This window comes from Maritalea porphyrae (genome assembly GCF_027213965.1).
Lineage (GTDB): Bacteria > Pseudomonadota > Alphaproteobacteria > Rhizobiales > Devosiaceae > Maritalea > Maritalea porphyrae_A.
Genome location: NZ_JAPWGX010000003.1, coordinates 780,196 through 805,463 on the forward strand (window position 1 = coordinate 780,196; position 25,268 = coordinate 805,463).

General features: G+C 49.4%; 33 protein-coding genes and 3 tRNA genes. 17 read left to right on the forward strand and 19 right to left on the reverse strand.

The window, feature by feature from the left end; all coding sequences use genetic code 11:
- Nucleotides 1-98 precede the first annotated feature (98 nt).
- Entirely contained in the window at nucleotides 99-1,121 is a 1,023-nt protein-coding gene (locus O4H47_RS12650) for an amino acid ABC transporter substrate-binding protein (RefSeq protein WP_269394338.1), read from the reverse strand.
- 226 nt (nucleotides 1,122-1,347) lie between these two features.
- Here O4H47_RS12650 and metC point away from each other — a divergent pair, with 226 nt between their 5' ends.
- On the forward strand, nucleotides 1,348-2,538 hold the full coding sequence (gene metC, locus O4H47_RS12655) for a cystathionine beta-lyase (RefSeq protein ID WP_269394339.1): 1,191 nt from the start codon (nucleotides 1,348-1,350) through the stop codon (nucleotides 2,536-2,538).
- Here the strand turns inward: metC and O4H47_RS12660 are convergent.
- Nucleotides 2,535-3,311: a phosphatase PAP2 family protein gene (locus O4H47_RS12660; protein ID WP_269394340.1), complete on the reverse strand. Its 777-nt coding sequence runs from the start codon at nucleotides 3,309-3,311 to the stop codon at nucleotides 2,535-2,537. The two genes, metC and O4H47_RS12660, sit on opposite strands and share 4 nt — an antisense overlap.
- A 116-nt stretch (nucleotides 3,312-3,427) precedes the next feature.
- Between O4H47_RS12660 and O4H47_RS12665 the strand changes: the two genes are divergently transcribed.
- From O4H47_RS12665 to O4H47_RS12680, 4 genes are all read left to right on the forward strand, one after another.
- A tRNA-Pro gene (locus O4H47_RS12665) sits at nucleotides 3,428-3,504 on the forward strand.
- Between the two features lie 32 nt (nucleotides 3,505-3,536).
- Nucleotides 3,537-3,842: an ETC complex I subunit gene (locus O4H47_RS12670; RefSeq protein WP_269394341.1), complete on the forward strand. Its 306-nt coding sequence runs from the start codon at nucleotides 3,537-3,539 to the stop codon at nucleotides 3,840-3,842.
- Nucleotides 3,843-3,917: 75 nt separating this feature from the next.
- Nucleotides 3,918-3,994, forward strand: a tRNA-Arg gene (locus O4H47_RS12675).
- Between the two features lie 88 nt (nucleotides 3,995-4,082).
- Nucleotides 4,083-4,337, forward strand: a complete 255-nt coding sequence (locus O4H47_RS12680; protein ID WP_269394396.1) for a GlsB/YeaQ/YmgE family stress response membrane protein — start codon at nucleotides 4,083-4,085, stop codon at nucleotides 4,335-4,337.
- 78 nt (nucleotides 4,338-4,415) lie between these two features.
- Here O4H47_RS12680 and O4H47_RS12685 read toward each other — a convergent pair whose 3' ends face one another.
- On the reverse strand, nucleotides 4,416-4,907 hold the full coding sequence (locus tag O4H47_RS12685; RefSeq protein ID WP_269394342.1) for a hypothetical protein: 492 nt from the start codon (nucleotides 4,905-4,907) through the stop codon (nucleotides 4,416-4,418).
- A 234-nt stretch (nucleotides 4,908-5,141) separates the two neighbouring features.
- Here O4H47_RS12685 and O4H47_RS12690 point away from each other — a divergent pair, with 234 nt between their 5' ends.
- The 5 genes from O4H47_RS12690 to O4H47_RS12710 all read left to right on the forward strand — a co-directional run bounded on the left by O4H47_RS12690 (nucleotide 5,142) and on the right by O4H47_RS12710 (nucleotide 9,388).
- Complete coding sequence (locus tag O4H47_RS12690) at nucleotides 5,142-5,312, forward strand: hypothetical protein (RefSeq protein ID WP_269394343.1); 171 nt, start codon at nucleotides 5,142-5,144, stop codon at nucleotides 5,310-5,312.
- A 144-nt stretch (nucleotides 5,313-5,456) separates the two neighbouring features.
- Nucleotides 5,457-6,071, forward strand: a complete 615-nt coding sequence (locus O4H47_RS12695) for an NAD(P)H-dependent oxidoreductase (protein WP_269394344.1) — start codon at nucleotides 5,457-5,459, stop codon at nucleotides 6,069-6,071.
- Nucleotides 6,068-7,978: a monovalent cation:proton antiporter-2 (CPA2) family protein gene (locus O4H47_RS12700; RefSeq protein ID WP_269394345.1), complete on the forward strand. Its 1,911-nt coding sequence runs from the start codon at nucleotides 6,068-6,070 to the stop codon at nucleotides 7,976-7,978. Before O4H47_RS12695 ends, O4H47_RS12700 begins: the two co-directional genes overlap by 4 nt.
- 193 nt (nucleotides 7,979-8,171) lie before the next feature.
- Nucleotides 8,172-8,891, forward strand: coding sequence for a helix-turn-helix transcriptional regulator (locus O4H47_RS12705; protein ID WP_269394346.1), 720 nt, complete (start codon nucleotides 8,172-8,174; stop codon nucleotides 8,889-8,891).
- A gap of 92 nt (nucleotides 8,892-8,983) precedes the next feature.
- Nucleotides 8,984-9,388, forward strand: coding sequence for a LuxR C-terminal-related transcriptional regulator (locus O4H47_RS12710; RefSeq protein ID WP_269394347.1), 405 nt, complete (start codon nucleotides 8,984-8,986; stop codon nucleotides 9,386-9,388).
- Nucleotides 9,389-9,639: 251 nt separating this feature from the next.
- Here O4H47_RS12710 and O4H47_RS12715 read toward each other — a convergent pair whose 3' ends face one another.
- Nucleotides 9,640-10,068 (reverse strand): DUF192 domain-containing protein, encoded by a 429-nt coding sequence (locus O4H47_RS12715; protein ID WP_269394348.1) that lies wholly within the window; start codon nucleotides 10,066-10,068, stop codon nucleotides 9,640-9,642.
- Nucleotides 10,069-10,105: 37 nt separating this feature from the next.
- Nucleotides 10,106-10,735: a cold-shock protein gene (locus O4H47_RS12720; RefSeq protein ID WP_269394349.1), complete on the reverse strand. Its 630-nt coding sequence runs from the start codon at nucleotides 10,733-10,735 to the stop codon at nucleotides 10,106-10,108.
- A 269-nt stretch (nucleotides 10,736-11,004) separates the two neighbouring features.
- On the opposite strand from O4H47_RS12720, the gene O4H47_RS12725 reads away from it, so the two are divergent.
- From O4H47_RS12725 to O4H47_RS12755, 7 genes are all read left to right on the forward strand, one after another.
- Nucleotides 11,005-11,421, forward strand: a complete 417-nt coding sequence (locus O4H47_RS12725; RefSeq protein ID WP_269394350.1) for a VOC family protein — start codon at nucleotides 11,005-11,007, stop codon at nucleotides 11,419-11,421.
- A 112-nt stretch (nucleotides 11,422-11,533) separates the two neighbouring features.
- Complete coding sequence (locus O4H47_RS12730; RefSeq protein WP_269394351.1) at nucleotides 11,534-11,983, forward strand: YcbK family protein; 450 nt, start codon at nucleotides 11,534-11,536, stop codon at nucleotides 11,981-11,983.
- A 116-nt stretch (nucleotides 11,984-12,099) separates the two neighbouring features.
- Nucleotides 12,100-12,175: transfer RNA gene (locus tag O4H47_RS12735), tRNA-Glu, on the forward strand.
- Between the two features lie 303 nt (nucleotides 12,176-12,478).
- Complete coding sequence (locus O4H47_RS12740) at nucleotides 12,479-13,672, forward strand: tyrosine-type recombinase/integrase (RefSeq protein ID WP_269394352.1); 1,194 nt, start codon at nucleotides 12,479-12,481, stop codon at nucleotides 13,670-13,672.
- A complete protein-coding gene (locus tag O4H47_RS12745) occupies nucleotides 13,672-14,049 on the forward strand; it encodes a hypothetical protein (RefSeq protein WP_269394353.1) in 378 nt (125 codons plus the stop codon). The genes O4H47_RS12740 and O4H47_RS12745 overlap by 1 nt, the downstream gene beginning before the upstream one ends.
- A 41-nt stretch (nucleotides 14,050-14,090) precedes the next feature.
- The gene (locus O4H47_RS12750; protein WP_269394354.1) at nucleotides 14,091-14,495 is read left to right on the forward strand and encodes a hypothetical protein; all 405 of its coding nucleotides are present in this window, start codon (nucleotides 14,091-14,093) and stop codon (nucleotides 14,493-14,495) included.
- Between the two features lie 145 nt (nucleotides 14,496-14,640).
- A complete protein-coding gene (locus tag O4H47_RS12755) occupies nucleotides 14,641-15,162 on the forward strand; it encodes a hypothetical protein (RefSeq protein ID WP_269394355.1) in 522 nt (173 codons plus the stop codon).
- 81 nt (nucleotides 15,163-15,243) lie between these two features.
- Here O4H47_RS12755 and O4H47_RS12760 read toward each other — a convergent pair whose 3' ends face one another.
- From O4H47_RS12760 to O4H47_RS12825, 14 genes are all read right to left on the reverse strand, one after another.
- On the reverse strand, nucleotides 15,244-15,732 hold the full coding sequence (locus tag O4H47_RS12760) for a hypothetical protein (protein ID WP_269394356.1): 489 nt from the start codon (nucleotides 15,730-15,732) through the stop codon (nucleotides 15,244-15,246).
- Entirely contained in the window at nucleotides 15,729-15,947 is a 219-nt protein-coding gene (locus O4H47_RS12765) for a hypothetical protein (protein ID WP_269394357.1), read from the reverse strand. Before O4H47_RS12765 ends, O4H47_RS12760 begins: the two co-directional genes overlap by 4 nt.
- A 148-nt stretch (nucleotides 15,948-16,095) precedes the next feature.
- Nucleotides 16,096-16,299 carry a lipoprotein gene (locus O4H47_RS12770; protein ID WP_269394358.1) on the reverse strand — a complete coding sequence of 68 codons (204 nt, stop codon included), beginning with the start codon at nucleotides 16,297-16,299 and terminating at the stop codon, nucleotides 16,096-16,098.
- The gene (locus tag O4H47_RS12775) at nucleotides 16,281-16,508 is read right to left on the reverse strand and encodes a hypothetical protein (RefSeq protein WP_269394359.1); all 228 of its coding nucleotides are present in this window, start codon (nucleotides 16,506-16,508) and stop codon (nucleotides 16,281-16,283) included. The genes O4H47_RS12770 and O4H47_RS12775 overlap by 19 nt, the downstream gene beginning before the upstream one ends.
- Complete coding sequence (locus O4H47_RS12780) at nucleotides 16,505-17,503, reverse strand: glycoside hydrolase family 19 protein (protein ID WP_269394360.1); 999 nt, start codon at nucleotides 17,501-17,503, stop codon at nucleotides 16,505-16,507. The genes O4H47_RS12775 and O4H47_RS12780 overlap by 4 nt, the downstream gene beginning before the upstream one ends.
- Nucleotides 17,504-17,518: 15 nt before the next feature.
- On the reverse strand, nucleotides 17,519-18,637 hold the full coding sequence (locus tag O4H47_RS12785; RefSeq protein WP_269394361.1) for a phage late control D family protein: 1,119 nt from the start codon (nucleotides 18,635-18,637) through the stop codon (nucleotides 17,519-17,521).
- Between the two features lie 3 nt (nucleotides 18,638-18,640).
- Nucleotides 18,641-18,868, reverse strand: a complete 228-nt coding sequence (locus O4H47_RS12790) for a tail protein X (RefSeq protein ID WP_269394362.1) — start codon at nucleotides 18,866-18,868, stop codon at nucleotides 18,641-18,643.
- Entirely contained in the window at nucleotides 18,865-19,281 is a 417-nt protein-coding gene (locus O4H47_RS12795; protein WP_269394363.1) for a phage tail protein, read from the reverse strand. The genes O4H47_RS12790 and O4H47_RS12795 overlap by 4 nt, the downstream gene beginning before the upstream one ends.
- Nucleotides 19,281-21,569 (reverse strand): hypothetical protein, encoded by a 2,289-nt coding sequence (locus O4H47_RS12800; protein ID WP_269394364.1) that lies wholly within the window; start codon nucleotides 21,567-21,569, stop codon nucleotides 19,281-19,283. The genes O4H47_RS12795 and O4H47_RS12800 overlap by 1 nt, the downstream gene beginning before the upstream one ends.
- A gap of 164 nt (nucleotides 21,570-21,733) precedes the next feature.
- Entirely contained in the window at nucleotides 21,734-22,108 is a 375-nt protein-coding gene (locus O4H47_RS12805) for a hypothetical protein (protein WP_269394365.1), read from the reverse strand.
- 2 nt (nucleotides 22,109-22,110) lie between these two features.
- Entirely contained in the window at nucleotides 22,111-22,635 is a 525-nt protein-coding gene (locus O4H47_RS12810; protein ID WP_269394366.1) for a phage major tail tube protein, read from the reverse strand.
- A gap of 23 nt (nucleotides 22,636-22,658) precedes the next feature.
- Entirely contained in the window at nucleotides 22,659-24,146 is a 1,488-nt protein-coding gene (locus tag O4H47_RS12815; RefSeq protein WP_269394367.1) for a phage tail protein, read from the reverse strand.
- A gap of 68 nt (nucleotides 24,147-24,214) precedes the next feature.
- Nucleotides 24,215-24,559: a DUF1353 domain-containing protein gene (locus O4H47_RS12820; protein ID WP_269394368.1), complete on the reverse strand. Its 345-nt coding sequence runs from the start codon at nucleotides 24,557-24,559 to the stop codon at nucleotides 24,215-24,217.
- A 3-nt stretch (nucleotides 24,560-24,562) separates the two neighbouring features.
- On the reverse strand, nucleotides 24,563-25,135 hold the full coding sequence (locus O4H47_RS12825; RefSeq protein ID WP_269394369.1) for a hypothetical protein: 573 nt from the start codon (nucleotides 25,133-25,135) through the stop codon (nucleotides 24,563-24,565).
- Nucleotides 25,136-25,268 lie beyond the last annotated feature (133 nt).

Here is a 25,268-nt window from a genome sequence, read left to right on the forward strand (position 1 = left end):
TCTCTGATATTGACCAATCAGAGTTGGCGGGCAAATTGCCCTCCCCCTTAAAATACGGCTCGGCACCATAGGCGCCGAGCCGCAAATCACAAATTCGACTAGCGAATTGGTGGAGCGTACATCAAGCCGCCACGTGTCCAGAGATCATTAACTGAACCTGCGCGTGCGATGCCAACTGGTGTACTTGCACCAACATGACGCTCGTAGATGTCGTTGTAGTTACCAACATGTTTGATGATTTTGTAAGCCCAGTCTGTTGAAAGACCGATTGCTGTACCAAAGTCACCTTCAACGCCAAGCACACGACGAACACCTGGGTTATCTGAACCGAGCATATCGTCAACGTTTGCTTGTGAGATGCCGAGTTCTTCAGACTCTAGGAGTGCGAAGTAAACCCAACGTGTGATGTTGAACCAAAGGTCGTCACCTTGACGTACTGATGGGCCCAAAGGCTCTTTAGAAATGATTTCTGGAAGAATCATGTTCTCATCAGGATTTGCAAGTGACAAACGCTCTGCAGCCAAAGCTGATGAGTCAGTTGTGAACACGTCACAACGGCCATCATCATATGCTTTTACAACTTCGTCTTGGTCTTCGAACACAACAGCGTTGTATTCCATGCCAGTTGAAGAGAAGTAATCAGCAGCGTTCAATTCAGTTGTTGTACCTGCTTCAATACAGATAGCAGCACCTGAAAGCTCAGTTGCCGAAGCTACACCGAGATCTTTACGAACCATGAAGCCTTGGCCGTCATAGAACATTGTACCCGCAAAATCGATACCAAGGTTGGTATCACGGCTCATTGTCCATGTTGTTGTACGTGAAAGAACGTCAATTTCACCTGAAGAAAGCGCTGTGAAACGCTCTTTAGATGTCAATGGCGTAAAGCGAACAGCTTTTGGATCATCAAAGATCGCCGCAGCCATAGCGCGACAGAAGTCTACATCCAAGCCAGCCCATTCGTTGTTCGCGTCTGGTGCTGCAAAGCCTGGAGTGCTTGGTGATACACCGCACTGCAAGTAGCCTTTAGCCTGTACGTCTGCAAGTGTGTCCGCAAAAGCAGCAGAAGCTGATAGACCCAGCACTGCTCCAAGAGCGATTGTTACGAGTTGTTTCTTCATAACGTTGCCTTTTGTTTCCTAACCCTTTTTTTGATTTGTGGTGCACTCCCCTCCGAAGTTGAGACACCACATGCAATGAAGGAACTTTTGTCCTACAAAGCAGTTACCAATGGAAAAGGGTTTTTGGTCCCGGGTCAAGGCCTTTAGTTACATAAATCCTGCGCTATAGTGAAGTTGACCCCATTCATGGGTATTTAGGAAAATTTTTTTGATGATGGAAAAACTTATGAGTAATGCTGAATATTCTAATTCATCATTTGGCCCCGAAACGGTGCTCACACACTTGGGACGAAACCCAAGTGACCAAAATGGATTCGTCAACACACCTGTTGTGCGTGGCTCGACAGTCTTATTTGATTCTCATGAAGACCTTTTGGCGGGCAAAAGTGCCTACAAATATGGGCGCCACGGCAACCCCACCAACGATGCGGTAAAGGACGTCATTACTCAACTCGAGTGCGCGCACGATACATTGCTAACGCCTTCGGGCCTTAGCGCAATCAGTACAACATTGCTCGCAGTGGCACACGCTGGCGACCATGTGCTTATTAGTGATAGTTCATATGAACCAACGCGTCACTTTTGCGAAACGGTGTTGCGTGCCAACAATGTTGATGTTGAGTACTACGATCCGCGAATCGGCAATAGAATCAGCACACTGATCCGCGCCAATACAAAAGCAATTCACACCGAATCGCCAGGATCCCTCACTTTTGAAGTTCAAGATTTGCCCGCCATTGTTGAAGCGCGCGGAGATCGGGATATTGCGATCATTGATGATAATAGCTGGGCGACGCCACTCTATTACAAACCATTGGAGATGGGCGCGGACATCGTTATTCACGCGGGCACCAAAATGTTTGTTGGGCACTCAGATGTTTTGTTTGGCACCATCTCAGCAAATGAGAAATGGGCGGACAAGGTCAAAGCGACTTATACAGCACTAGGAGTGTGCGTTTCCCCCGAAGACAGTTTTTTGGTGGCGCGGGGCTTGCGCACGCTTGCCATCCGCATGAAAGAACACGAGAGACGGGCTCTGGAATTGGCACAGTGGCTTGAGGCAAATCCAATCGTCGAGAAGGTCTTTCACCCGGCCCTGCCCCAACATCCTGATCACGATGTTTTTATGCGTGATTTCACTGGTTCGGGCTCACTTTTTGGCTTTTCGCTGCTCCCAGCGCCACAAAATGCAGTTTCTGAACTTTTGAATCACTTGCGGCTGTTCGGCATGGGCTATTCTTGGGGCGGTTTTGAGAGCCTCATATTGCCCGTTACGATCAAAAACCAACGATCCGCGACCAAATGGTTGGAAAAAGGCAATCTGTTTAGAGTGCATGTTGGCTTGGAGGATTTTGACGACCTAAAATCAGACTTGGCCGATGGATTTGAGCGCTACAAATTGGCGGCAGATCTTTAAGCTGTCGATCGCGCATGTTTGCGCTTACGAAGCAATCTCTTAAAGGGCGTTAGCATTCGATTCTTTCGCCCTTTGACTTTTGCACTGAACAATAGGCCCCGTTTGCCAAATTGTTCCCGCACCCAAAACGCGCCAATTGTACCCAAACCTGTGCCAACAAATACGTCGGACAAATAGTGTGCGCTGTCGACAATGCGAGCAAGGGCCAACAAAAAGGCTCCCACAAAGACAATTGCAATCCGTGCACCAAACAAAAAGTATAGCGCCCATGCGAATGCAAAGGCGGTTGTAGCATGACCAGATGGAAAGCCAGCGAAACGCCAGTCCCCAGCAAAGGGTGTGAAATGCAGAATTCCAACTTCATCCATTAGAATTGGCCGTGCTCTGCCGATGGCGACTTTCAATATGGCGGACAGTGCGCCGGGCAGGCCAACAGCTAGAAAAATGAATCCACTCATTGCTCCAGTTCCGCGCACAAACCATCGCAGGGTGTATCCCAGAGGAAAACGGCCAATGATTTGCGCCAATACCCAAAGGGTCAAGGTTGGAATAAGCATCCAATCTGATTCCCCAACGCGGGCCAAAACTGCAAAAAACGCACGTTCTCTCTCTGGCCAATTGGTCAATTGCTCAGTGGTTGTTCTATCCCAAAGAATTGTCAGCAAAAAAACGGCGAGGAATAGAAAAAAACTTACACCGACCCATTTTGGGCTAAAACCCGCAGACGACAAGGGTTTTTGAGCTGCATTCGCGTTGATTTTGGATTTTGGCAACTCATATTCCAGACAAAAAAGTGCATTATTCTTAGAATGAGCAGATAACATGACTTGCAGTATGCCACAAGAATGTGTACATCGCAGTCCGGTGATCACATCCGTTGTGAGAATGTCGGAGTATAGCTCAGCCTGGTAGAGCACTGGTTTTGGGTACCAGGGGTCGCAAGTTCGAATCTTGCTACTCCGACCATCACCACAACGGAACAATGATTGGGTAGGATCATGACCGCTAAAATCTTTCGTCCAGCAAAGAACGCCATGCAATCTGGCCGCGGCAAAACCAAGCATTGGGTGCTTGTTTTTGAACCCGAAGTTGCCAGATCCATTGATCCGCTTATGGGTTACACCTCTTCCACAGACATGAATTCACAAGTGAAACTCACTTTTGACTCTTTGGAAGCGGCTGAAAGCTACGCCCAACGTAAGAACATCGAGTATGTGGTGCAGCAACCACACGATGCGACCCCGAAGAAAGTTGCTTATTCTGATAATTTCAAAAGCGACCGCCGGGCTCCTTGGACACACTAACCAGCTTTTTGCACTTTCGTTAGACATCTGAGTTTAACATCATTTCGCTAGTCAATTGGCTTAGCGCCACCTATTGGTCCCGTAGCTCAACTGGATAGAGCAGCTGACTTCTAATCAGCAGGTTGCAGGTTCGAGTCCTGCCGGGATCACCATGACGACCCCACCGCAAAAATCTACGCCCTTGTTTTTCACGGAACATTCCCCATTTGCACTTGGTATATTAGGCGAAAGGGTAAAATGATGGGCATTGGTAGTTTAATTGCATTCTTGTTTGTTGGAGCTGTTGCAGGCTGGCTAGCAGGCAAAATTGTCAAAGGATTTGGATTTGGCCTTATCGGCAATATGGTCGTAGGGATTGTTGGGGCTTTTGTCGCAGGAATTTTGTTGCCTTCTTTGGGCATCGCCATTGGCGGCGGAATTATTGGCGGCATCATCAATGCCACAATCGGCGCTGTCGTTTTGCTATTCCTCATTAAAGTCATCAAAGACATTTGAACCGAACAAAAACCTGCTGAGCGGATTTGCCCAGCAGGTCTATTTCGATCAGCATTTAGCAGAATCAACGAATAGAGTTTACTGCGCGCCTTGGCATTCAACAGCCGCTTCAAGTGCAGCGTAGGAACCGGCCAAGTCAATCGCCATGACCTGCTCGTCGCCATTGTACAACGTCATGGTGTATTTCTTAGCAATATCAAATAGAAAATCCTCATTGGTAAACGCGATATCTGCCCCCGGAACGCCGCCCAGGTAAATGCCTTTTGCTTCGCCCTCATAGGGTTCGTCGTCCAGTGTAAATCCTACGACGTAGGTTTCACCTTCAACAATCTCGCCCCAGCTTTCATTGAAGGCCGTTACGTAGGCTGATTCATTATTGCGGTCGAAACCGATCCGCACAATTGAACCATCTTCATATGCCGCTTGAATAAGACAACCGTTTCCAAGGGATGGATCAACCATAATGTCCCAACCTTCAACCTGGTCCCATTGTGTCAGTTCTTGCGCGACGACAGGTGATGCCAGCACCAGTGTCGCAAGGGCCACCGCCCCTAAAACAGTTTTTTTCATTATACGCTCCCCGATTACGGCTATTGCCGCATATAGCGCCATTTGTGACGCAAATTACCTTTATTCGGAAAAGTGAATTTGTAAATTGGAAATTATTTGGAGTATGAAATACGCGAAATGAAGAACTCTTTAGATCAAACAGCAGAACATTCATTGAATTGACACCAATCAATACCTAATTTCATTGAACATACTACTGATAGGCAAAGAGTACGGTAGAACCCTGGAGGCAACATGGAACGCAAGATCAACATAACCCAGCACAGTGGCACAGGCATGCTGTGGTTTATTGGGTGGTTATTCACTGTCGGCTATTTGAAACTAGGTTTTTTTAAAGGCTTACTTGGATTGATTGTCTGGCCCTACTACTTAGGTTCGCATTTTGCGCCACTTGTCGGCGGCTAAGCGTCGTTACAAGTCGCGAACGCGGGTTTGACCGCTTGCGTCCTGCTAAATAACGAAACCATTAGAGCTGCCTAGCAATCAGGCAGTTCTGCCTTTCATTGTCAGCGCCAAACCCATAGTGTTTGTTGGATATTGGGGATGACTATGAAATCGATTCTTGTGCTTCACGCACATCCAGCACCACGCCATTCAAACGCCAACACGGATTTGGCGAAAGTCGCCCAAGAGGTTGAAGGCGTCACCTTTGTTGACTTATATGCGCGTTACCCGCGCTTCAAAATTAATATCGATAAAGAACAAGAACAATTGTTGGCGCACGACGTCATCATATTTCAATTCCCCCTAATGTGGTACTCTACGCCTTCTTTGCTGAAAGAATGGCAAGACCTTGTGCTTGAGTATGGGTTTGCCTATGGCGAAGGTGGCACGGCATTGGCCGGCAAATGCCTACTCCCGGTCGTTTCGGTCGGTGGCCCACAAACCGCCTATGCCCCGCAAGGCTATAACAATTTTGAGCTGCCATCTTTCTTGTCTCCCCTTCAGCAGACGGCAAATCTTTGTTCGATGCGATATGTGTCGCCATTCACCTTGTTCGCCTCCTTGCGCGCACGAAATGACGGCAGGCTTGCCCAGCACACCACACAATATCAACGATTGCTCGAAGCATTGAGGGACGATGAATTCGACTTTGAGAGCGCCAAGCAGCTGCCCATATTGACGGCTGAAAACATATCATCTGTTGTGGGGGAAAAGAAATGACCGGACTGCTTTTTCAGGGCTTCATCTATCTTTGCGCCGCCGTGATTGCAGTTCCCATTGCCAAGCGACTGGGCTTAGGTTCAGTGCTTGGCTATTTGATTGCTGGGATTGTCATTGGACCCATAACAGGATTGGTTGGCTCAGAAACTCAAGATATTCAACATTTTGCCGAATTTGGTGTTGTGATGATGTTGTTCCTCGTGGGGTTGGAGCTTGAACCCAGGGCCCTTTGGGATATGCGCAACCGTTTGCTTGGTTTGGGTGGACTGCAAGTTGGGGCAACCACCTTAATTATTGGCACAATCGCCTACCTTTTGGGCGTGCCATGGCAAAGCGCGATTGCCGTTGGTTTGGTCTTTGCCCTTTCTTCTACTGCTATTGTTCTGCAAACGCTGAACGAAAAAGGCTTGATGAAGAGTGACGGCGGTCAGTCGAGTTTTTCCGTTCTTTTGTTCCAAGACATAGCCGTCATCCCCATGTTGGCGCTAATCCCGCTTTTGGCAATTCAAGAGTACCTTGACCATCTGCACGACGATCACGGTGCAAGTTCTGGTGGCCATGGCGCAGAAATGAGCTTGGTTGAAGGGTTGGCGGGCTGGCAAGTTGCAGGCGTCACTGTTTTGGCCATTGTCGCCGTGGTGGTTGGCGGCCATTATTTGTCGCGCCCGCTATTCCGTTTTATTGCCGGTGCAAAATTGCGCGAAGTCTTCACCGCTGCAGCTTTGCTTTTGGTGGTGGGCATTGCCTTGTTAATGACATTGGTTGGCCTTTCCCCTGCCCTTGGTACTTTTTTGGCTGGTGTCGTGCTGGCAAACTCAGAATTCCGCCACGAGCTTGAGAGCGACATAGACCCATTTAAGGGACTATTGTTGGGTCTATTTTTCATCACCGTGGGTGCAGGAATCAATTTTGGTTACCTCTTCGACCAGTTTGCCATCGTTGTGGGGCTTACTGTTGGGCTGATGTCGATCAAGGCCTTGGTGCTCTATTGTTTGGCCATCATTTTTAAACTCAAGGGCGCAGACAAATGGTTGTTCACGTTGGGGCTGGCGCAAGCAGGTGAATTCGGGTTCGTTTTGCTTTCTTTCACCCTGCAAAATGGCGTTATCTCAAACGAATTATCTCAACTTCTCCTTCTGGTGGTGGCGCTTTCAATGCTCCTTACCCCAGCTTTGTTCATAGCCTACGAGCGCTTGCTTCTGCCAAAACTGACGAACGAACAACAGCGCAAAGAGGATGAAATCACCGAACAAGGTACCGTCATCATTGCGGGTACGGGACGTTTTGGGCAAATCGTCAATCGCATGTTGTTGGGCAATGGGTTCAAGACCGTCGTTCTTGATTTGAGTGCAGAGGCTGTCGACCGCGTTGGTCGTTTTGGCGTAAAGACATTTTTCGGCGATGCGTCCCGTCCAGATCTGCTGCACGCCGCAGGATTGCACGAAGCCAAGATGATTGTCGTTGCGATCGACGATGAAGCACGAGCCCTTGAGATTGTGCGCCACGCCCGCCAGGTGCGACCAGACATACACATCGTAGCGCGCGCGAGAGACCGCAACTCGGTGTATGACATGTACTATGCTGGCGCCAACGATATGATCCGAGAAACATTTGACAGTTCTGTCCGCGCCGGGCGTTCCGCATTAGAAGGCTTGGGCATTCACCCATATGAGGCCGAAAAAATTGCTTCAGCATTTGTAGAACTTGACCTTTGGGGGATTCGCCAACTCGCCGAATTGCACAACCCGGATATTCCACCGCACGAAAATGACGAATACATCAAGAAAGCAATTGAGGTGCGGGATGAAATGGACCGGGCAATGGTTGGCTCAACAGATGGCCACAAAGGCGCAGTAGATAGGGCTTGGATGCCGCCCGGGCATCGCCCTGATGATTCGGAGCAATAGGCAAACCTTCAACAAGTCACCAGTATTTCAGAGCGAATGGCAAGAATTTCGCCAAAGTGATACACAATGTGTAGTTGAATTTGCAGCTTTGCTTTGCTAATTAACACAATTGTAAAAAATAACTCGACGGCACTGTTTTTTTCACTATCGTTGGAGTTGATATATTTCAAGAATTGAAGATTTTGTGTGATCTATGACCAGCTTATCGGTGGACCAATATTTAGCGGAAGACGTAGAATTCGCAACACGTGATGAAGCAATCGATCAGCTAAGCAAAAAGGCGTCCGAATTTGGTGGCAAGCACATTGCCTATGGCATTTTGAACCCCGGCAAATCTTCGCCTCGCCTCGCCTTTGATGCCATAACTACGTACTCGCCTGCTTGGTTGGAAAGATACTTCAGCCAAAGCTATCACATTCAAGATCCAATCCTTAAAACCGCTTCGTCGGCCAGAATCCCATTTGATTGGGAAACCGCCAAGTACGACTCCACCCCGCTCAAAACATTCTTTGGCGAGTCCGTTGAGCATGGCTTGGGGCGACAGGGCCTTGCCATACCAATCCATGGGCCAAATGGCGAGATGTGCGCTTTGTCGTTTAATGCAGATGTTAGCGATGGAGACTGGATTAAAATGCGGCAAGAGGTCTTGCCTCATATCATGCTGTTCGCGCACCAATTCAACGAAAAAGCCTTGAATATTCGCAGGCTAAAACTGCCGGAAATAACGCTTTCACCTCGAGAAAGTGAAGCTTTAAAGTGGGCAGCTGAGGGTAAGTCGGTTTGGGAAACCAGTCGGATATTAGGCATCTCTGATCACTCCGTAAAATCATACCTGCAGAATGCCCAGCGAAAACTAGCATGTTGCAACAAATTGCACACCGTCGTAACAGCTGTGCGGTTGGGTATTATTTGAGTGCCCCCCCTATTTGGGGGTGGTGATTTTGTGTATTTTCATGCGCATAATGAAGCGTAGTAAAAAAATTATTGTCCATTTTAGGAATAGTAATGAATGAATTAGATTTTGGCGTAACGGTAAACGCCCACAGCAAAAGCGAAAAGTTTTCAACGCTGTTGGAATGGCTAAATGACAACTCATCTGCCCTGAGGCGGGAAAGAACAAGTCCTGTTCCCGAGGTCATTGAGCTTTTACATTTCGCAAGACGGCTTGAACGTGTCACCACCCGTGAGTTTCAGGTGTTTGAGCAGGTCATCGAAGGCCTGACAGCTGTTCAAATTGGAGAAAGACTAAATATCAGCCCACGGACGGTGGATGTCCACAAATCGCGTTTCATACAAAAGATGGAAATCGGCAACATGGTCGTCGCAGCCCGCTATTTCTCAATCTTGGAAACCCTGATGGCCACCGATTCGGCGGCCGTGGAATATGCTAAAACTGCAACCGCCAGTTGAAATTGGCTCACGAGATTTTATTGCAACAAACAGGCTTGAGGTTTTGCTGAATTTAGAACCAATTGGAGCCTGAAATCACAACGCTCTTGGGCCAATGGACGCGTTATAGTGATTCTCAGTGATGGTTGATTGTGAAAACTGGGAAATTCTTACCTTTCTTGGCTCGTATATTCCTCGTCAAAATAGATCTTGGGGCGATCCTACCTCGTCAGCAGTAGAACATTCGCAAATTCGGAGAAATGATCGCTGGATTACGGTGTAGTCGTCACCCGGGAATGGGTCATCATATCCCCGGCTTTCAAGCCAATCTGCGCGGCTCGCCCGCCTGCAATTTCAAAGACAAATCGCACAGGTGCGGCTGACGGAATTGGCGTCGGGTCGTGTGGTTTTGCATTGACGTGAATATTGACGATCCTGCCATTTGCTTTCACGAAGATCATATCAAGCGGGATTAGTGTGTTGCGCATCCAAAAGGAAACTGGTCGTTCTTCATAAAAATCGAATAACATGCCAGCGTCAGGGCCCAGCTCTGTTCGGTACATCAAGCCTTTTGCGCGCTCAGAATCATCGTCAGCGATTTCAATTTGAAAATGATGGGCGCCAGTATCGCTGGTTAATGTCAGCTCATGCTCATTGGCACTGCAGGCTGAAAGGCCTAAAAAAAGAAAAAGAGCGCACATGGCGCGCGCTAGTCGTCGTTTTGCGTTGAGCATAGGTCTAGTGGGATGACGGCGCGTCGCCCCATCCATCAGGACGAATCTCCGCAACCATTAGGCCCTTTGGGCCATCGCCGTAGCGCGCCAAGACAAATTGACCGGGGCGAAGCTCAGCAAGACCAAAACGGCGCAATGTCTCCATATGGATGAAAATGTCTGGATGACCTTCACCAGCAGAAAGGAAGCCAAAGCCACGCAGCCGGTTAAACCATTTAACCTGCAAGCGCTCTAGCTTTGAAGTTGGCTCCACGACAACGTGTGTCTTTGCTGGATCCATTTGCGCTGGGTGCTTGGCAGTTGAATCATCCATAGAAAGGATTCTAAAGGCCTGCAGACCACCGGGGCGGTCTAATGCCTCTACAACGATCCGCGAGCCTTCATAAGCCGTTTTAAAGCCGTCACGGCGCAAACAGGTCACATGTACCAATACGTCAGGCATGCCGTTGTCTGGCACAATAAAGCCAAAGCCTTTTGCGACATCAAACCACTTTATCGACCCAGCAATTTCAATAACATCCACAGTCGGGTCATTGGCTAGTTCATTGGCGCTGCTACCAGCCGATGGCTCTTGGCCCTCGTACTCTGTATCACCATCAACTTCGGCTATATATTTGGCCCCCATAATCGCCATGTCCCTCTTGTCTCTCCTGTCCCACCACAAACAGGGTACACCTTACTAAGTTCTAAGTTTGTCCGATTCAGACGGCTTTGTTAAGTAAATAATTAGAATTCATTAACCATTATAATTACCTACCAACATAATGACCCGCTTAGAGCAGCAAAAACATTGCCACTTCAAATAGATAACGACATGCGAGTTATTCACATTCACAAAGTGCGATTTTTTGGCAATACGCAATTGTCCGAAACGTAAAAACAAGTTCATACAAAGGAATCACGATGAAATATCTGCATACGATGGTGCGAATCTCGAACGTTGAAGAAAGCCTAAGGTTCTATTGTGAGGGCCTAGGGTTGAAAGAAACACGGCGCTTCGAAAACGAAAAAGGCAAATTTACGCTTATCTTCTTGGCACCTGAAGGTGACGAAAAAAGTGAAATTGAATTGACCTACAATTGGGGCGAAGAGGGTTATGATGGCGGGCGCAACTTTGGCCACCTCGCCTATCGTGTTAGCGATATCTATGCAACTTGTCAGCACCTCATGGATATGGGCTACACCATCAACCGGCCGCCGCGCGATGGGCACATGGCCTTTGTTCGTTCGCCAGACAATATTTCAATTGAGCTTTTACAAGAAGGCGATTTGGCGCCAAAAGAACCATGGGTTTCCATGCCGAATATTGGTGAATGGTAATCGGTGCGTTTCCAAAAACAGTAAAATCTTAACCATGCTTCTTGACCGGCGATTAGGCATCGCCGGGCTATCTTAACGGCTCGTTTTCCATTTTGAAATTTGCGAGTCCTAGATGCGTGTGTTCATTGCCCTTTTGCTGAGTGTGACTGTATTGGCAGGTTGCGCCTCTCTTGGTGGCTTCAAAGGCGGCACAAACTACCAGAAGAAATATGGGCTCTATGTGGAGCACTCCAAAATTCAAACTTTTTGTTTGTTGCCTAAGTTGCGGTTTGTGTTGTGGAAGGCCGAAATGCACTTCAAACGTGCTCCTGTTGTGTCTTCGGGCTATCGAAATCCGTTCCATAACTGGAAAGTGGGCGGGGCTTGGGGCTCATATCACCAGAAATGCATGGCCGCCGACATCTTTATTCCTGGGGTTTCAAAATCAAAGTTAATCGCATTTTTGAAAAAAACAGGCGAAGTTGGCGGACTGGGTTGTTATCCGGGTCGGAAATTTGTTCACGTCGACATTCGTGGACGGCCACGCGGCTACAAGCACCCGGTGCAATTTAAAGGTTGTTGAGTTTTTTCCACTGGTTAGGACCCAAAATCCGCATTTTTTTGAAAAAAAACAAAAAAAATGAAATTGCCTCTTGCGTCTTTCGTTCTGGCCCAATATACGGTCCACACAGTTCGCAAGCGCCCTTCGTCTAGTGGTCTAGGACGCTGCCCTTTCACGGCGGAAACACGGGTTCGAGTCCCGTAGGGCGCACCACGAACTGCACCAAAAGGCTTCGCAGAAATGCGGAGCCTTTTTTTATTATCCCATAGATTTCCTGCATTTACAGGGGTTTCCTAACACCTTTGGGATTTTTCCCGTTTGACAGCGATCCAAAAGTGATGCACTTTTTGATGCACTTTTGATGCACTTTTACATTTCGGGCTGGGAATGACATTTAGAAAATTTATCAAACCTCGGGGAAAATCCGGGGTTCTTGTGTACTATCGACGAACACCCAAGAATTTAATGATTCATGGATTGCCAGACAGGAACCTCATAAGCCTCAAGACAAAAGACATGCCGGTGGCCATAGAGCGCGCGGCCATAGTCCATGAGGAATTGGAAAAGAAGTGGCATCTTCTGTCCGAGGGGCATGCTGAAACGGCCCAGCAGGAGTACGAAGACGGCATCAGGCGTGCGAGACTTGCTGGTTACGGTTATCGGACAACCAGACAAATCGCCAATGGCGACCTTGAGGATCTGTTGTCTCGCGTCTCAGATGCTCATATGCACATCTCACAGCCAAAAACCGCCAAAGCGATTCTGGGTGCTGTTGAGAAGCCTGTGCACATGTTTAGTCAGCTGGCAGATTTGTATGTCCAGTATAACAGCGATGGCTTGGAAGGAATGTCAGAGGGCCAAATAAAAAGGCACTTGGTCGCTCGACGCCGTGCGATCGATTATTTCATATCCGTGCTTGGCGACAAGCCATTGAGCGCTATCACACGCGAGGACACACTCGCATTCAAAAAGTGGTGGGAGACTAAGATCCGCGACGAAGGGTTGACCGCTCACACTGCGAACAGATCTATTGGCGATATTCGGGGGATGATCACGCCGGTCGATAACGCACTGCAAACAGATTATTGGAGTGTTTGGGGGAAACTGAGAATAAAGCAGACCAATGCCAATAAGATGGGCGTGCGACACGCCTTCCCTAAAGAATACATCCAAGATCGGCTTCTAGCCCCAGCAACACTCAAGACACTGCAAATGCCTCGACGGGCTATTGTACTCACAATGATTGAGACGGGCCTGCGGCCGACTGAAATTTGCAACCTAGATAGCAGCTGCATTGCATTGGATGACGAGTACCCTCATATCGTTGTCGCGGATCGAGACGACAGGCGCTATAAATCCGACGCCTCAATTCGTAAGATACCGCTCGTTGGCTGTGCACTTTATGCAATGCGCAAGTTTCCAGATGGATTCCCCGAATATCGCGACAAATCCGATTCTGCCACGACGGCGATTGGGCGATATTTCAGACGAAACAACCTCTACCCAGAAAAAGGAATAACGCTCTACTCACTGCGCCACAGTTTCAGCGAGAGAATTAGGGAGTTTGGTGTGACCGATCGAGAAGAAACAGATTTGATGGGTCACGAATTTGACCGTCCCAAATATGGCGAGGCGACAACCTTGCGACGCAAGCAAGACATACTGCAGTCGATTGCCTTCAAATTTGACCCTAAGATTTATGAAGCATAATGGCAAAAGAGGCGCAGCACATTTGGTATTATCGCCGCGATCCGGGCCCATATGGCGACCCCTATCATTTTCAAGTTTATCTTGGTCCGGCGCTAATTGGCTCAATTCGCAGAAACAGCCAAGGCACGCATGTAGGCACATGGGATTGGAATGGTCGTTGGGGTGGTCACTACAAAGGGCAGGTAGTTAAAGGCAGTGGTCGCTCAATTGACATGAAAAGCGGGCTAGACGATCTCCGAAGGGCTTTCTACAACACTCTCAACAACCAGCGATTGATCGTCGAGCAAATGCTTGCGACAGACCCAGCTGTCAGGCATGAATTGGATAAGTTTTTAAAATCAACTATTGCATCTCACATGGCTCAGCGGGATGGTTGATCAGCAGCGTAATAAAGAAATTCTTATGAAAGGAATACTTCGTGTTTGCTATACTGAAGAAGGCCTTTTTGGCAGCAATAATTGTACTGTTTCCTCATCAAGCATCAGCAGATTTCCTAAACTCATATGCGCGATGGAAAGGGGCGCATCCTTTGGTTCAACAGGGCTATGTAATGGGCATTTATGATCGTACTTTGAAGGTATGGAGCAACGAAGAGGGTGAAAAGGCAGTGGCGGTCGGTGTATCAAAATGTGTCAAAGATCTAGAGATCAACTCGGTAATGATGTCGGAGGCTGTTGACTATTATTACAAGACGAACACGTCTCGTTGGTCAGAGGGTGCGTTTTATATATTTCATGATGCAATTGTGCGCGGGGTGTGTTTGCAGTTTGTAAACGAGCAACGCAGTCTTAGAGGTCTTGACCCTTGGGTCGTAAGCGATTGAACGCAGTTGAGTTCTTACGATCAGCTGGCGCACTCGCAGGCGACAGCCTCTTATTTTTCAACTCAACAAGTCTCTTGAATTCTGGTCGTCTTGAACATGTGTGGAGCTGTGCTACGCTGATACTGATACTTAAGGGAGAAAAAACATGGGAAAAAAGACTGATATACAATCACAGAGATTTTTAGATTTGGAGGAAAAGGTTGAAAGACTGGCCAACCAAATGAGCTTGCTAGAACCTCGATCCAGCGAAATCATCGAAGTTCCTGAATGTGCAATTGAAACGGAAATTTTTGATGAAGACCTACTACGCAAATCAATTGATCTGAGTAAACCGAAAGACCTTGAGCTGCGGTTTTCCAGCTGGACATACAAATGGGATTGTGGGCCATTTAATCACTGTGAAACGACGTACATAGGTAGTTGCTTTGTCATCAATAAGACCAATGGGAAAACGATGAACTGGAATCTCATGGAAAGCGCGTCTCGCAAGGACCACGGTGCAGTGCATTGGTCGATATCACCTTACTACCACCACCGCAAAACTGGCACTACCATTGGTTTTGGTTTTGGAAAACAAGTCGGTCGTAGTTGCCACGTGAGTTCTAACGCGAACTTCTTTGCAGACTGGGGCAAGGTCTCTTTTACGTGGACATCGACGGCCTGTTAATTGTCATTTTCCCTGGCCCAGAACGCAAAAAAGAGCCCCCACCGGTTAAGGTGGGGGCGAGCTGAATTTTGGAGGGAGGCATTAGTAAACGGTGAAGTCGTTTGAATTGATAGACACCCGCTTGGGCGGAAAATGGGCAGGTTCGATTATCCATGTCGTGTTAATGCGATAAACACCGCTCGGCAACATGATTTTACCATCCTTGTTGCAGAACACATCAAGGGTCCACCATCCAAGATCTAAATTGGGGGGTAGAACAGCATCGGTTGAATAGGAATTTGACCCATTGGCAATCCGGCGAAACACATATAGTGCACCAACCTTCCTTTCAGCCTCAACTCGCCAATTGGCAAAGAAGTCCTGTCGGATATCACGATCGACCGTCATAGACGGGCAAACACCTTCATAGGAATCGCTGACATGGATATCACCGATCGACAACCAATCTTCCGCTGGCACCATCGCACTGTATTGGCGCCAACCAGCGTCAAAACCCACGAGCATTAGTATGAATACTGCGGTCATGCTGATCACGCTAGACAGCACTGCTGACACTGCGCTCCTAATCATTTTCCGCCATCCTTACCGCCGCCAAGCAAGCGAAGAACAATCCCGCGCAGGGCGGGTACGTCAACACCAAGAGCAATCGCGATTAGTCCCGCATATGCTTCCTTTGGGAAGGGTTTAGCGAACCCATCAAACCCATAATCAATTGCGAACACGACAATCAGAGCGATGGTCGAAACCGCACGCAATATGTTCGGCCACGTCAACCAACCTTTCATTTCCTTGGCCCCTTTTTCTTCTTGTGTGACGAATAGGCCAACGAAACGAGTAACCAGATCCCCGCAATAGGAGGGTCCGCCAAAAGTAAAACTAAAAGTACAGCACTTATGATGCCGCCTGTGGCTAGATCAGCCAAATGATGATGGTTCATGCTGGGCGCTCCCAACCACAGACTTCAACGCCCGCATTGTTGCGAGCGATAAGTTTGCGTTTTTCATTTAGCGTCCAGCGTTCGCCCGCGCCTATGTCGGGTATAAACGGGCCCATGGAACACAGCCCGCCGCCAGTGCTTGAACAGCCCGAAAGGACAAAGATTAGGCCGAGCAAAACAATTACTTTCTTGGCGTCCATCTTCCGAACTCCTTATTGGCCTCATCCTTGCTCATTCGCTCAGATTGGGTGCGTTTTTGTTGAACGGTTTTGGCGTCTTTGATCTGCTTTGCCGCAGCCTTGGCGCGTTCGATTGAGCTCCCTTCGGAGCGCCCCTTCAACCAAACAGCGACCAAGGCCACGACAAACGCTCCTGCCATAGCTGCGTATAGTTTCAGCTTGGCAATCATGGTCCACCTTCAATGGCTAAACGAATTTGCTTCGCACTTTTCGCAAGGTTCAACCGGCCAGTGAGCAATAGGATGAAACCAATCGCCATGAACGCGAAAATCGCCATTTGCACGCGCCAATCAAGACCAGAGAATGTATTGAACGCTGCCAGAATGCCGGTGATGAAAATCGTGAAGATATCTTTCTTGGGCTTCTCAACATCTTTTGGGGAAACGGCCACTTTCTTTTCAACCGTCTTTTCTTCAACCACAGGGCTGAGTTGTGTCTGCGTGGCCTTCCCGAGCTTCACCAGAGCCGCGTGCAACGCCGCGCGTGTCTTGGGACCATCGTCGCCATCAATCTCGCCCTTGTAGCTGCCATCGGCCTTGGCGTGCTCTTGGAACTTGCGAACTGCATTCTCAAATGCCTTTGAGCCCTTGCCGATATTGCGACCGAGCAGAACAAGGCCCGCGCGAGTGTAGTATGTGAGAACCAGGTCAAACCCGTTCAGACCACCATTCACGCGCTTGCGAACAGTCTCGATGTCGTTCTGGTCGGCCCACTTGTTGAGGTTGCGGGTTTCCCAATACCATATTGCGCTAAGCCCCTCCCAAGGGTCCGTATTAATAAACTCTGGATTATCTACAAAACTTGGTGGATTGTAGCCCTGCGCCTTACACCATTTGAAAAACGCCTCAGTGTTGTAGCGACCAGTGACTTGAATAGGGCCATGCCCTTTGTACTTTTTGCCGTCACCATCACGTTCTGGCGAGTTGCCCAGATCTGTCCGAGTGTCATACTTGCGCTGTTGCTTTGTCGGCCCCCAGATTTCGCGGTCGTACCGGAAGCCTGCGCTTTCACCGCCAAGTTGAGCAATGAATTGAGCCAAACGGTGTGGCGCAAGCATGCCGAACTTGGGGCCGTACTTGTTGACCGAATCCACAATCGAGTTAATGTTGGACACGTCTGTTGGCCCCAAGGCGATTGCCTTGAGGTGTGCTGCTGTCAATTTCATGGTGGGCTCCAAATGTCAGAAAGGTGTAAAAGGGCCGAGCATCGGTTCGCCCAACCCTGCCGGTCGGGCTGGTGGTGTTGGCGCGGAAGATCCGCGGCTGTCTTTGCCGGCGCCGCCCGTTGGGCGTTTGATCTTTAAATCAGTCACAAAACCGGACTTTTTGTCCGCCTTTTGAACAAGGCTATCGATTGTGTAGGTGCCATCAACGCCTGGTCGCGCACCGGACAGAACCAACGGCGCTTCAGGTTCTGCCGCATAATCTCCAACAACGGACACAGACCCCTCGCCTTTTTCGCGCTCGGACTCTTTGGCTTTTGCCTTGGCCGTTTGCTTGGAATGGGCTTCGGTGGCATCGCTGAACATCGAGCCGAAATCAACATCAACTTCGGCTCCATCTACAGCAACCTCGACTGTCACATATTTGGCAAGATTTAGGTCATAGTGCCGACTTACGATCTTGCCGTATTGTGGGCGTCCTATAATGGGCGCAACGTCCCATGACAGTAGATTGACGCCCCATGCGGCCGAAATGGCCGTCAGCGGCTTCCCTGTGGCTGATATGCCCTCATTTAGAGGAGCGAAGTAGCCGCTCTTGCCGATGATCTTAAATGCTCCACCGAGTTCACCGGCAATCCGGTGCCCCCACTGCATGAAGCTTTCGTTTTGCATGAGCCAGAAGTCACGCTCAACACCAGCAAGGTCGCCAGCAACGCGAATATCTAGGTCGGCAAGACCGCCCCACTTCTTGGCAACAGCCTCGAAATTGTTTTTGTCTTCACTCCGCATGCCGGGTGCTTTGACCTTGGACTTATTGTCGACTGAGTTGCCTTTAATCGAGATCTCGCGGCCACCAGACTTACTACCGGTCGACCGCACCGTGTCGACAAAGCCATCGAACGCTAGGCCCATATCTAAGGTGCTCAAGCCCATCATTATCTGAATGGGCGCGCCGGTTGGTGGCATGAACGTTGAGCCGTCAGGATCTGCAAGCGTGATGTCTGCCGTATCTGAAACCTTTCGGGCTGCACGGTTTACGGTGATCGACTTGGTAGTTGCGCGAAAGCCACTGGTGACATTAACGCCGCCGACCGTAACCTCGAAAGGCGTTTCGATGGGACCGTCAAAATCAAGCATTGTCTAATCCCAGAGGCGAACCAAAGTTCGTGTTGAGGTTTGTTGGGGTATTTCTTCAATTGGCAGTTTCACAGCTGTACCTATTGGAAGAACAGGTCCAAGCGCCGAAACGCCTGGATTGTGTTCAAGCACCAATTCGAGGTAACCTTCGGGCTGCCGTTTTAAGAACTGCCAGATGATAGCCGCCAGCGTAACGCCCTCAGTTGTTACCGTGATCGTCTCATAGGTCATAAGAACAATCCCAAGACAAATTGAGCCATGTTGGCAGATGGTCGGCCAGTTGAAACCAATGTGGCATTGAAGTTGATCACCATTCCAACCCCACCAATTCCGAGTTCTTCCTCGGTGAAATTCAATTTAGTGATCAACACCCAGCCTTTGGGGGTTAGATTTCCACGCATGAAGGGCACCGGAACGCCCCTCGCTCTTGCTTGTTTGAGTTTGTTCAACCCATCAAGTCCGCCAAAATGATGTGGATGAACAACGCCCTTGATTTCATAGTTTTCGTTTCCGTCACCCATGTTCTCATGGATTGGGCTGGTGCCCATTACCTCGTGCGTAGCAAATGGGTGCTCCGCATCATATGACAGGGTTTGAGGGTTGACCTTGAGATCAAACTCGACAGAACCAAGTTTCATCAACATTATGGCGTTACCCCATAGTCTGCAAAGCTAGAGTTTACCTGGTCGCGGCTTGAGCTTGAGCTTGCACCGCCACCCAACCTGTCCAACAATCCAACAGTCTCCCGCAGCTTCCGATTGATATTATCAAGAGCCCTGTCGCCAATGTTCAGTTCAACAGGCTGTCCCAAACTCGAAAGAGACTGCGCGGCGCTGCTAGACTTTGTTCTGATTTGATCGAGAATTGCAGGATCGGCTTCGCTCGACGGGCCAACTACACCGCTGGGTTTTTGTCCATCGGTGTTTGGCTCCAATGCGGCAGACAGTGGCGTGTTCAGGCCATTGCTTCGAAGACCCTCAAACTCAGATACCGAAGTGTCCTTCGGACCAGAACCCGCCCAATTTAGAGCGTTTGAAAAGAAGTCTTCCATCGGCTCGCGCCACGGTTTTGTAAATTCTCGAAGATCTTCTTTGTTTTTCGCTTGTTGGGCAACTTGGGCTTTAAAATCGTCCATGCTTGTTGGGCTATCGATGAGCAATTCAGCTCCAACAGCAGGGGCGACAGCCACGCCAACTTTCTTGGCATAAGCGAGTCCTGCGGCCAACCAACCGGCTTTTTTCGCACTATTGCCGGCGTTATCAACACCCATCCCCCCGGCTGCAGCACTGCCCTTCAAAGCGGCAGCCGCACCAGTCAGATCAACCGCGGATTTCTGCAACGAAAGTCCAGCTGTGCCTAGCGAAGAGAACCTGTCAAAGATGCCTTTGCCAACTTTAATTGCTCCGAAAGCACCGACTCCAGTTGCAAGCGCGGTTAAACCAACTGCGGCCCCATCTGCTTCACGCACGGCTTGAGCAAAGCTATTGATGCCATCTGCCATGCTGTTCATGCCGGGAATAAGAACAGGGTAAACGTGCTCTCCAAACGCAGCGGCCAGGTTTTGCAAACTTGTGCTAAACCCTTTTGCAGAAACGTAAGGGTCTTCGTTGCGAGCTAAGTCCGCCGCGTCTGGGCCCATTGCTTGCCCATACATGCCAATCAATCTTTCGATTTGCTGACTTTGTGTGACCATCCTGGTCAATAGGCCCGTAGCATTTGAATTTCGGGAAAGGTCAGCAATTGCTTTTGAAATCGCGAGTTCGTTAGACATATCCACACCGGACTTCTCAAGTGCCGGCACAAGATACTTTTTGGTCCATTCGTATGGATTTTCACCTGCCAACTGGGCGTCGACCAACCCGTTGTCATCTCTAATGCCAATTCGTTTCTGTGCTTCAATATTGACTTTCGACGCAGTGTCTTTCGCACCTGTGATGAATGCCTTGAAGAACATGGCGATTGCGTTACCGGCAGTAGAAGATGTCATATCCTGCATCAATACAGGTGCGGTCGTCGCTAAAAACTCATCCGACAAAGCTGGACCGGCAATTTTTGAACGCCGTGCAAAATCGAAATAACTGCCAACATCAATCTCACTTCCCTCAATCTGCGCTGCTCTTATAGCACCCGCAATAATCTCTTTCATGGCTTCAATGCCAACTTCGCCGCCAGAGTTGATACCCATGTTGTCCAAGCCACGAATAAGTCGCAACATTGACGAGCTTGCAACGTCTGTACCTTGAGACGATTGAAGAGTTACTTGTCCTCGAACAAGATCTTCTAAAATGGCAAGGCCATCTCCAGTGTTCCCCATCGTGTTTCTGGCAGTTCGAAACATCTCAAGAATTTCCGTTAGGCCAACACTTGGATATTTCAATGTTAGTTCTTGAGCACGAGCGATCGCGGCATCCTGCTCATCCTGTGGAACGCCAGCCATTTTCTGACGAAAGAACTCACGCTGACGATCCGCGCCGGCCATAAAGCCTTCGCGCATTGCTACACCGGCGCCATACCAAAGGGTATATGCACCAAATGCAACCATGGCAGACTTGGCGATATTGCCTGCATAGCTGTTTTTACCTATAATTGACGCGTGCATTTTTTCTGCACGACGGCGAGTTTCATCCAATTCGGCGCGAGTGGCCGTAAGGTGGGAAGTAACCCCACCCCGCCACGCCGAAAAATCGGCCTTGGAAATCTTGCCGTTGACGCCTTTAGCCAACCGGTCATACGAACCTACGATGGCAGCATATTCAGCTGGGCTGACTTTTAGTTTATCCAGCTGCCGTTGGAACCCAACACCCCATTTGGCTGCACCAAGCCGAGCTGTCTCCGCTTCAATCTTTTTGAGCGCACCTGTGACCTGTTTGGCCTCGGAGGAAACATTTTGCTGCAACTTTAATTGCAGAATACCAAGCAATGTACGAGCCATTGGTTACCTCATTTTGACCCCAGCAAGGAGCTTTCTTTCTTTAGATTTTGCCCGCTCAATTTCGATGGCGTGCCCGTATATTTCGCAGATCTTTGGCCAATCGAGCGATAGCGTCTCAGAACGACTGTAATGCAACGTGTGGCCTATTTGGCTGACGATTTGCTCTAAGTCTCCGGGGTGTAATTCACTACCTTCAGGTAGCGTTCGGACAAAAAAGGCTTGAGTTCCTCGTCAATTGTAACAAGGTCTTCGTCGTCCAAAACTGCATAGACTTCAGCAGGGCAATCAATAAATGGTGGCTGAACATTTGCATCACCCGACGCCAAATGACCAATGTATTCAGCGATCTCCATGCCAGTGGCGCGACGGATTGTGATTTCCTTGTACTCTTTGCCATCGAAAGAAATTGGCCACTCTAGCGGGACATTTTTACACCGCTCGTTTTTACGAACATGTTCAGCGACAGGTTTCGCCTTCGGCTCTTCAGCAGGCGCGGCCACATCGGCCACGCCCTCAGTTTGTTGGGGCTGGTTTTCCATGATTAGAACCCTAGATTGGAGGCGACGGTTTCATAAGGATTTTTGCCGTCAATCCGAATGCCGTTGTAGCCTTGGTCAAAGTCGAAGTTGTATTTCTCTTCAACACCCCAGAACTCTTGGTATTTGAAGATTTCGGTAATCGTGAAATCTGAGGAAATGGAGTCGTCGCCCATTTCTCCCCGGTCAACTTCGGTCATGCGACCTTCGACCAAGATCTTCACGCCAATATCGAGCTGTTGGGACATATCGCGAATGTTTCCGCGAACCGTGTACCAGATGCGGTTTGGCTGTAAGAAATGGGAAAGCTGATCAGGCGTGTAACCTTCCAACTTGAACGTTAGGTCGAGAGGTTCAAGCTTCTGCATGCCGAGCTTAACGCCCATGGGTGAACCACCAGGTTGGTGATCCTTGGTCTTTTCTGTGAGCTTTGGCAGCTTCACATTGTTGATGATGAGGTGGAGCGACGTATCGTCATCTCCGATATACAAGTTAGCCGCCGTCAAATGGCGAATTGTTGCACCAGACATTGATTTATTCTCCTAGTGACGGGTTAAAGCGACTGTGAAGCGCCAAGCTGAGTGGAAATGCGCTGTGTAAGACCAACCAAAGCATCTGGATTACGACGCGAGCGGTTGATGATCTTACGAAGTACGGGTGGCTCTTCGACTGCAAATGCAAGGTCAACAGTACCCGCACGCAGATCGGCTGGTGAATTGGCATCAGGCGAAAACGCAATCTTGTAGTCTGGCAAGATGTGACCATCGTGCGCCAACTGCGAAAACAGCGAACGCAAGTTGTTTAACAGCACTTCAACCGTTTGGACTGTGATGTTTTGCTTGCCAAGATACTGAGCCTGCATTTTAGCGTTTGTCAGCTCGATAGCATCGCGCATCCGCACGACATGGGCAAAACGCCATTCATCTTCGCTGGCCAACGTATCGGTGCCCAAGAAAGTAAAGCCGGTTGATCCCACGGAACCATCAACACCAGCCTCGCCACGAACCACGATACCAGCAGAAACAGCCAGATCGTCTTGGCCTTCTGTTGAACCGTCCATGAATGAAAAGTCGATGTTAGGAGTAACCCCGACTATTTTATAAATCGGTTGGTTGTGGATTGAACCAGATGGAACACCTCGGTTTTCACCATCGCGGCGGACATATGCTGCCGCAATGTAGGGCGACATTGGCTTAACGACAGGATCGCCGCTGCTATCCAGTACCTTCGCGTCAACGCGCAATGGGTGGATAATCCGATGGCTCGCAGGAAGCGTTTCTAGCCAATCTAAATAAGCCTGACGCGTCGAGGTTGGCCCTTCTGGGGGAAACACAGCTTTAAGCCGTTCCAGCACTGTGGGGATAGCCGCACAAACACCGTTCGCCAATTGTTCAAGGGCAACTGTAGCCGTCGCACTTGTCAAACCAGCACTGGCAGAAAGATCCAGAGTTGGCGCAACTGTGTAGACGCCCGGATCTGTGATCAAAACGCTGGTGACCGAGCCGCTTGTTACAGTAAATGTTCCCGCAGCACCGCTACCTGTCCCACCGGTAAAGGCAAGAGCAAACGTCCCATCTGTACCGTCAGTGCCCGCAGCGCTAATGGTTGTTTCGCCCAGGCCGCTTTCGGTCTGAGAAGTGTAACCAGGTGCAATGATAATGCGAGGCGTGTAGGTGAGTTCTTTGCCGGCATCAAGGAAAGCCCAAATACCTGTACGGTTTTCTTCGTTGCCGATGATGTTGGCAATGGTTGCCTTCGCATCAACACCTTCGGCCACCCGAACCACGACGACGCGAGCAGCACCGCTGCCAAGCTGGGATGAAATGCCCGATAGAGCATCAACCAGCGTTCCAGTTGTGCCCAAGGCAGCACGCAAGGTGCTATCGCTTGTGCGAACAAAGACGGGTTCGTTTAGAGGAAACTTGGCAGCTTCAGCACCCTCGGCGGTGCCAATCACCCCGATAATGCTCATGTCCAAGCCGACGATTAGAGCGGGGTCCACACCATCGCGGACGTGCTCAATGCCTGAGATTATAGCCATTACATTCTCCTTGATGGCATAAAAAAAGCCGCCCCAAAGGACGGCCTGTGAATGTGATTGAAATTGGCTCAGCGAACGGTCACAACGACCACGCCAAGAAACATTGCCCAAAGCTCTATGCCGGTTACCCCGTCTGCTTTGAGCGCATTGAAGAACTCAGCTGCCGCAGTTGCCCGCGACCAGCCTTGTTTCAACATTTCGTCGTGTAAGGCCGCAGCCTTGTGATAGCGGTGATCGTGTGGGCTAATCAGCCATCGCAAACACCAAGGCACCGACACGTCAAAAGGCGTGCCCGCTTTGACCACAAAGACTTCACCGCCCTTGTGCCCAACTGCCCATTTAAGATCACGATTGAACTGATATTGAATGCCGCCCACATGCACCGCGCCTTGATGGCTGGTGTATTGGGACATGGATTACCAGCCGTTTGGAATATCTGCGATTAGAGCGTCTAATTCGGCCTCAGTTGACGCGGCATTTATGGCGTCTTTTTTCTGCCATGTGGTTTTATAGTTGTTTGCGGCCCATGCGAACATGGACATCAGCAAACCCATGCCATCGGCGAAAGACAATACAATTTCCGCATTGCTTTCAACTCGAATTGTTGCCCCCATCACCTCGCCTTGCCCTGCGACAACTGCAGCAGTATAAGCGCCAAGTGCCGACGACCAATTCTTTTCATCATCGTTCTGAGCAGTTGGTGCGCGTAGCTGTAACACTTGAAAGTTTGGCTCTTCAATCGTGCCAAAGTTATGGGTGTAGCCTTGGCGCAAAATGCTCTGCCCATAATCAGCCAACATTTGGAGTGCGCGCGCACGTTTTTCGTCCAATGTTTCAACAATAACTGGCTCAACTGGCTGCCCATTTTCAATGACCCACCCAATTCCAACATTGTCGTTCACTTCAGTGAGACCGTTTGCCTGCGCAAATTCATCGGTGGCAACAACAATGTTGACCACGACATCATTTTCAATTTTCGCAAATTTCATTTGATCACCACATCACAACGACAATGCCGTCATTTCCTGCGCTTGCTGTGGGCTTCCCACCAATACCGCCACGACCGTACTGGCCTGTGCCGTGTCCCGATGCCCCCCCAGGATAGCCGTCCGCATTGTAACC

Excerpts from the sequence above, each read along its gene's own strand:
- O4H47_RS12800 (WP_269394364.1), bottom strand. The coding sequence starts at position 21,569 with ATGGCTCGTACATTGCTTGGTATTCTGCAATTAAAGTTGCAGCAAAAT.
- O4H47_RS12705 (WP_269394346.1), top strand. The coding sequence starts at position 8,172 with ATGACCAGCTTATCGGTGGACCAATATTTAGCGGAAGACGTAGAATTC.
- O4H47_RS12710 (WP_269394347.1), top strand. The coding sequence starts at position 8,984 with ATGAATGAATTAGATTTTGGCGTAACGGTAAACGCCCACAGCAAAAGC.
- O4H47_RS12650 (WP_269394338.1), bottom strand. The coding sequence starts at position 1,121 with ATGAAGAAACAACTCGTAACAATCGCTCTTGGAGCAGTGCTGGGTCTA.
- O4H47_RS12745 (WP_269394353.1), top strand. The coding sequence starts at position 13,672 with ATGGCAAAAGAGGCGCAGCACATTTGGTATTATCGCCGCGATCCGGGC.
- O4H47_RS12725 (WP_269394350.1), top strand. The coding sequence starts at position 11,005 with ATGAAATATCTGCATACGATGGTGCGAATCTCGAACGTTGAAGAAAGC.
- O4H47_RS12715 (WP_269394348.1), bottom strand. The coding sequence starts at position 10,068 with ATGTGCGCTCTTTTTCTTTTTTTAGGCCTTTCAGCCTGCAGTGCCAAT.
- O4H47_RS12805 (WP_269394365.1), bottom strand. The coding sequence starts at position 22,108 with ATGGAAAACCAGCCCCAACAAACTGAGGGCGTGGCCGATGTGGCCGCG.
- O4H47_RS12790 (WP_269394362.1), bottom strand. The coding sequence starts at position 18,868 with ATGACCTATGAGACGATCACGGTAACAACTGAGGGCGTTACGCTGGCG.
- O4H47_RS12795 (WP_269394363.1), bottom strand. The coding sequence starts at position 19,281 with ATGTTGATGAAACTTGGTTCTGTCGAGTTTGATCTCAAGGTCAACCCT.
- O4H47_RS12765 (WP_269394357.1), bottom strand. The coding sequence starts at position 15,947 with ATGAAAGGTTGGTTGACGTGGCCGAACATATTGCGTGCGGTTTCGACC.
- O4H47_RS12695 (WP_269394344.1), top strand. The coding sequence starts at position 5,457 with ATGAAATCGATTCTTGTGCTTCACGCACATCCAGCACCACGCCATTCA.
- O4H47_RS12700 (WP_269394345.1), top strand. The coding sequence starts at position 6,068 with ATGACCGGACTGCTTTTTCAGGGCTTCATCTATCTTTGCGCCGCCGTG.
- O4H47_RS12670 (WP_269394341.1), top strand. The coding sequence starts at position 3,537 with ATGACCGCTAAAATCTTTCGTCCAGCAAAGAACGCCATGCAATCTGGC.
- O4H47_RS12815 (WP_269394367.1), bottom strand. The coding sequence starts at position 24,146 with ATGGCTATAATCTCAGGCATTGAGCACGTCCGCGATGGTGTGGACCCC.
- O4H47_RS12820 (WP_269394368.1), bottom strand. The coding sequence starts at position 24,559 with ATGTCCCAATACACCAGCCATCAAGGCGCGGTGCATGTGGGCGGCATT.
- O4H47_RS12685 (WP_269394342.1), bottom strand. The coding sequence starts at position 4,907 with ATGAAAAAAACTGTTTTAGGGGCGGTGGCCCTTGCGACACTGGTGCTG.
- O4H47_RS12755 (WP_269394355.1), top strand. The coding sequence starts at position 14,641 with ATGGGAAAAAAGACTGATATACAATCACAGAGATTTTTAGATTTGGAG.
- O4H47_RS12780 (WP_269394360.1), bottom strand. The coding sequence starts at position 17,503 with ATGAAATTGACAGCAGCACACCTCAAGGCAATCGCCTTGGGGCCAACA.
- metC (WP_269394339.1), top strand. The coding sequence starts at position 1,348 with ATGAGTAATGCTGAATATTCTAATTCATCATTTGGCCCCGAAACGGTG.
- O4H47_RS12730 (WP_269394351.1), top strand. The coding sequence starts at position 11,534 with ATGCGTGTGTTCATTGCCCTTTTGCTGAGTGTGACTGTATTGGCAGGT.
- O4H47_RS12740 (WP_269394352.1), top strand. The coding sequence starts at position 12,479 with ATGCCGGTGGCCATAGAGCGCGCGGCCATAGTCCATGAGGAATTGGAA.
- O4H47_RS12825 (WP_269394369.1), bottom strand. The coding sequence starts at position 25,135 with ATGAAATTTGCGAAAATTGAAAATGATGTCGTGGTCAACATTGTTGTT.
- O4H47_RS12810 (WP_269394366.1), bottom strand. The coding sequence starts at position 22,635 with ATGTCTGGTGCAACAATTCGCCATTTGACGGCGGCTAACTTGTATATC.
- O4H47_RS12690 (WP_269394343.1), top strand. The coding sequence starts at position 5,142 with ATGGAACGCAAGATCAACATAACCCAGCACAGTGGCACAGGCATGCTG.
- O4H47_RS12770 (WP_269394358.1), bottom strand. The coding sequence starts at position 16,299 with ATGGACGCCAAGAAAGTAATTGTTTTGCTCGGCCTAATCTTTGTCCTT.
- O4H47_RS12680 (WP_269394396.1), top strand. The coding sequence starts at position 4,083 with ATGGGCATTGGTAGTTTAATTGCATTCTTGTTTGTTGGAGCTGTTGCA.
- O4H47_RS12785 (WP_269394361.1), bottom strand. The coding sequence starts at position 18,637 with ATGCTTGATTTTGACGGTCCCATCGAAACGCCTTTCGAGGTTACGGTC.
- O4H47_RS12760 (WP_269394356.1), bottom strand. The coding sequence starts at position 15,732 with ATGATTAGGAGCGCAGTGTCAGCAGTGCTGTCTAGCGTGATCAGCATG.
- O4H47_RS12775 (WP_269394359.1), bottom strand. The coding sequence starts at position 16,508 with ATGATTGCCAAGCTGAAACTATACGCAGCTATGGCAGGAGCGTTTGTC.
- O4H47_RS12720 (WP_269394349.1), bottom strand. The coding sequence starts at position 10,735 with ATGGCGATTATGGGGGCCAAATATATAGCCGAAGTTGATGGTGATACA.